5 protein-coding genes and 1 pseudogene are annotated in these 4,378 nt (G+C 66.1%); all 6 read right to left on the bottom strand.

The window, feature by feature from the left end; genetic code table 11:
* Positions 1 to 1,187: pseudogene (locus ACP5E6_RS15040) on the bottom strand (type IV secretory system conjugative DNA transfer family protein); the annotation flags it as partial.
* Positions 1,184 to 1,768, bottom strand: coding sequence for a hypothetical protein (locus ACP5E6_RS15035; protein ID WP_427955318.1), 585 nt, complete (start codon positions 1,766 to 1,768; stop codon positions 1,184 to 1,186). The pseudogene ACP5E6_RS15040 and the gene ACP5E6_RS15035, both read right to left, overlap by 4 nt.
* A complete protein-coding gene (locus tag ACP5E6_RS15030) occupies positions 1,765 to 2,973 on the bottom strand; it encodes a hypothetical protein (protein WP_427955315.1) in 1,209 nt (402 codons plus the stop codon). The genes ACP5E6_RS15035 and ACP5E6_RS15030 overlap by 4 nt, the downstream gene beginning before the upstream one ends.
* Positions 2,970 to 3,554 carry a lytic transglycosylase domain-containing protein gene (locus ACP5E6_RS15025; RefSeq protein WP_427955312.1) on the bottom strand — a complete coding sequence of 195 codons (585 nt, stop codon included), beginning with the start codon at positions 3,552 to 3,554 and terminating at the stop codon, positions 2,970 to 2,972. The genes ACP5E6_RS15030 and ACP5E6_RS15025 overlap by 4 nt, the downstream gene beginning before the upstream one ends.
* Positions 3,551 to 4,033 carry a hypothetical protein gene (locus tag ACP5E6_RS15020; RefSeq protein ID WP_427955310.1) on the bottom strand — a complete coding sequence of 161 codons (483 nt, stop codon included), beginning with the start codon at positions 4,031 to 4,033 and terminating at the stop codon, positions 3,551 to 3,553. Before ACP5E6_RS15020 ends, ACP5E6_RS15025 begins: the two co-directional genes overlap by 4 nt.
* The gene (icmT, locus tag ACP5E6_RS15015) at positions 4,030 to 4,278 is read right to left on the bottom strand and encodes an IcmT/TraK family protein (protein ID WP_427955307.1); all 249 of its coding nucleotides are present in this window, start codon (positions 4,276 to 4,278) and stop codon (positions 4,030 to 4,032) included. The genes ACP5E6_RS15020 and icmT overlap by 4 nt, the downstream gene beginning before the upstream one ends.
* Positions 4,279 to 4,378: the final 100 nt, after the last annotated feature.

The raw sequence follows: 4,378 nt of genomic DNA, 5'->3' as shown, positions 1-4,378 counted from the left end.
GTGGTTTCACCAGCGTTCTCGAGGGCGGGCAGATTGACCACGAGGATGCGGCGGTTGAGGACGATATCGCGCATGTCGATATCGCCGTTCTGACACTTGAAGATATGGCCGAGGGTGACGGCCAGCTGGGTGAAGGTCTGCCGGAAATGCAGCAGCACGAAACTGTGCTGGCGCGAGGGTTCGGTGGATTTCTGGCGGTTCCAGTCGAGTTGCAGATCGAAATCCCCGGTCTCGCCGAGATAGGCGCGGAGCGGGTAGAGCAGCGCGTCGGGAATATCCCCGATATCGATCTCGCGGGGGTCATCGCGGTCGGAGATGCGGAGGAGAAATTTCTTCTTCGCCGCGATGGCTGCGACCGAGCGGAGTTCGGTGGCGTAGCGGATGCGCTCGATGTCGATCGGGATCTGCTTGTTGTCACGAACCCAGACGAGCACGGGCGCGAGCGAGCCGAGAAGCGCGATGGCGCCGGCGCGGAACACGCCATTGCTGTCGCCGCCTCCCGAGGGGTTTTCCTCGATCTGGCTGACCAGCAATTCGCGCAGGACGTCGGCGTTGCAGGTGGCGAAGGGATTGAAGGTGTTGGTGTCGCGGTTGCCCGAGGCGACCAGATAATTCTGGGTGAGCACATCGTCCTCGCGGCCGCAGCGGCGCGCGAGGGCAACGACATCGCTGTAGAGCCGGTTCTGCGCCTTGCCGTCGACGAAGGTGAAACCGCTGCCCTGAAGGAGGGAGTTGCAGAGGATGCTGATGATGCCGCGGGTCTTGCCGGCGCCGGTGGTGCCGAGGATCGGAATGCCCTGGCGCATGTCGTCATCCGCCGCCCAGACCTGCTTTTGCGAGTTCCAGATATGGCCGAGATAATAGGTCCCGGCGGCCGGGCGCGGCTTGCGCGAGCCGGGCAGCGGATGATTGCGGTCCTTCAGCTTCGAATGGACGGGTAGGCGGAACGGCAGCACGACGGCGCCGGACAGCGTGTAGAGGGCGATGCCGAGACTGCCGAGCAGAACGATGTTCAGTGCTGCCGGTTCGATCACGCCGATGAAGCCGAGCCCGATGATCAGGAAGCCGCCGAACGCGGTCCGGACCAGATCGAGGAAGCGCGTCGATCCCGGGCGGACGTCGCGATAGAGTTGCGCGCCGGTCCGCTCGGTATTGTTGTCCGGGCCGATGACGGTCCGTTTGCTCATGAGTGCAACCCGAACAATACCCCCGGATTGGGCGGTGGTGGTAGCTGCGGCGGTGGTGCCGCGACGCGGGCGGGTTCGGGGGGTGGCACCCGCACGTGTGGCTCCGGCCGCCCGGCATAAGGGGCGGCGATTTCTGCCGGGGGCGGCGCGACGTCTGCCGCAGGAGCGGGCGCGATGGCATAGGGAATATCACGGCGGAGTATTTGTGCCGCGATGCCGCGGGGGCCCACATCGACACCCCGCGACGGTCCCACCCGGAAGACCGTGGCGATGATCATGCCGACGACGAGGAACCCGGCGAAGGTCGCCGTCATCGCGGCGAACTGCCCGATGCGACCGCCCGGTTTCGCGGGCGGGGTCGAAGGTGAGGCGGTATCCGTCGGATGAAGTGCACGCGGATCGCCGGGGAAGACCTCCCTGCCATCCCCACCCCTGCTCCCGCTCGCCCCGGACGCGGACCAGGTGAGGCGGAACGAGCTTCCGTGCCAGGGCAGGGTCTCTATGCAGGGCAGCGCCTCACCCTCGGGATCGATGGTGATCTGCGGTTGCCCGTCGATCGAGCGCAGGTGAATGAGCATCATCGTGTCTCCGTAATCGACCGGCCGCGATTGGCCGGATCGCGCAGGCGCTGGTCGATCGCCGCCATCGCCATCTCCATCCGGGGGCGCGGCAATCTCTGCCGCACCGCCCGTTCGGCCTCCCAATGTGCCCGGCTGCCGAGCGCCTCGATCCGGGCGTTCGGTTGCGGCCCGTAATCGCTGATGGTCAGGGGAAACCCGAGACTGTGCAGCGCGTACCAGAGCGGGCGATCGACGAGTTTGAGGAAAGCGAATTGCGCGGGGGCCAGAACGCCGGCGCGCGCCCGTGCATGCATCAGCAGGCCCATCAGCGCGGTCGAGGTGAAGGCGTAATTCACCATCACGGCCAGCGCGGGCTGAACGATCTCGTGCCGATGCAGGACGGCATCGACCGCGGAGATCGCGTCGGGCGGGAAGACGAGCGGGGCTACCGGACCGGTACGAGCGAGCGGATCGGCCTTGTTATCCTGTTGGGCTTTCTCCTCGGTCGTCAGGGGGGCGAGCGATGTGGAGAGCACACCGAGCAGGGTACGAGCTTCGTCGCGTTCGCGTGCCGCGTGCAGGCCAAACACAGCGACCATCGCGCGAACCTGCGGTGTCGCCTCATCGAGACCGCGCCACACCGGACCCAGCTGGGCGACCAGGGCACCATGGGCGGCGATCGGGTCGTAGCTTCCTTCGGCATCGAGCGCATACAGGCCGATCCATTCACCGAGATGCAGCGCGAAATCCGCCGGCCGGACCGCGTCGGTGCCGGGGCGGACGAGACTGTGCCGCCGTTCGAGGAAGGCGGCGATCGAGGGGAAATTCATCGCCTGCAGCTTCATCAACCCCTCGAAATCCAGTGGCCGGGCGAAGCGTTCGCCGGGAGCCTTCCAGATCGTCACGGCCGCAAGCCCGGCGAGGAAGAGCGCTGCCGGGATCCGATAGACAAGGCCGACGAAAGCGCAGGCGCGGACGATCTGATGCAGCGTCACGGTCGCGGGATGGGCGGCTTGCATGGCCTGGCGCGCCTGGTCGACGCTGTGGGTCCAGAGCGAGGCGGGCCAGAGTTCCGCGCGCAGGATCGCGAGCATCACGAGCGAGACGATGGCATGCGCCTTGAACCAGCCGAAGAACAGCAGCCCGCCGACCAGGATGATCATGAAGACGAGGGCGAGCCCCGCCTCCTCCAGAGAATTCTGCCGGGTGCGCAGACTGCCGCTCATGATGCCTCGCCGTCATGCATGCGCATCTCCGCCTGCAGGTGCCGGACTTCGGCCAGCACCGCGCGGAGATAGTCGCTCTCGAAAACTTTCGTGTGGGAATGGTAGTAGGCGACGCCGCGCCAGAGATGACCGTGCGCCTCGACGATCGCCTTGTGCAGGATCCAGGTCCCGGCGACGACGTTGGCGCAGAAACTATTCTCGAGCGTGGCATAGGTCTGCGGCACCGTCTCGCGCCAATGACGGGCGAGCGTCGGCAGCCAGATCTGGTTGATCTGCATCGGGCCGATATCGACGGTGCCGTTGGCATTCGGATGAACCGCGCCGAGCGAACCGCCTTCGACATGCAGCAGGATCAGGATGACGAGGGGCGAGATATGCCAGGTCGACGCGGCGGCTTCGATGCAGGACGCCATGTGCCGTCCCGCGCCGGAGATCGTCGATGACGAACCGGGAGGCGGTAGCGGTTGCGATGCGATCGCAGCCGACGCGCTCGAGGCGAGCAGGCAGCCGGTCAATGCTGTCACCCCCAACCATGTCCTGATGGAGGGACGCTGCCACGCGTCGCGCAGCTGCCTGCTCATGGCGACGGTCCAGACAAAGGGGATTGTTCGGGACTGTGCCTGATGTCGGGGATGGAACCGGCATCGAGCGGCGCCGTGCCCATCATACGCGCAAGACGCGTCTGCGACAATTCAAAAACGAGCTTGAGATCGTCTGCCATCAGGCGGCCGTTGCGCGCGATCTGATCCGTGGCCTCCATCATCGCCAGCATGACGTCGCTGAAGCGCTGATGACGCACCGAAGCGACCCGGTAGCCCAGAAGCGAAACCCGCTCCGGTTGGAGATCGGTCTCAACTCCCTTGCCGGTCGCCTCGCGCAGCAATGCATCGCCGGCAACGAGAAAGGCCGGGAGCAGCCCCGCCGGGGCCGCGGCCACATGCGTCGGCACCCGGTGAAGCTGCCAGCTCGCCATGCTGCGCAACATCACCGGGCGGGAGTCACGGTCGAGCACCGCCTCGAGAACGCGGCTGACCCGGGTGAGATCGAGTGCCGCGCTCATGCGTGGTAGCGCCTCCAGCTAGTGCGCCGGGCCGGCCGGATGGGTCCGTAGATCCAGCCCCGGATGATGCGGAACGCGGCTGTGAACCGGACACCGGCATATTCCACGCCGGCGAAGATCAGCACACCAACGCCGGCAATCTTCAGCGTCAGCAAGCTCCAGTGGACAAGAAAGATCATCAGCGGCACCAGAGCGCGGGCGTCGATCACGAACAGCCGGAAGGGCGACATGGTATAGCGCCACACGGATCACCTCCTTTCTGCGGGAATGACATCAGCCGACATCGCCGAACTCCCGGCCGATCAGGTACGCGGTCTCCTCGGTGATCTTGCCCCGCGCGAGCGC

The sequence above is a fragment of the Acidiphilium sp. genome, assembly GCF_049977125.1.
Lineage (GTDB): Bacteria > Pseudomonadota > Alphaproteobacteria > Acetobacterales > Acetobacteraceae > Acidiphilium.
This window is presented reverse-complemented; position numbering and strand designations above follow the sequence as displayed.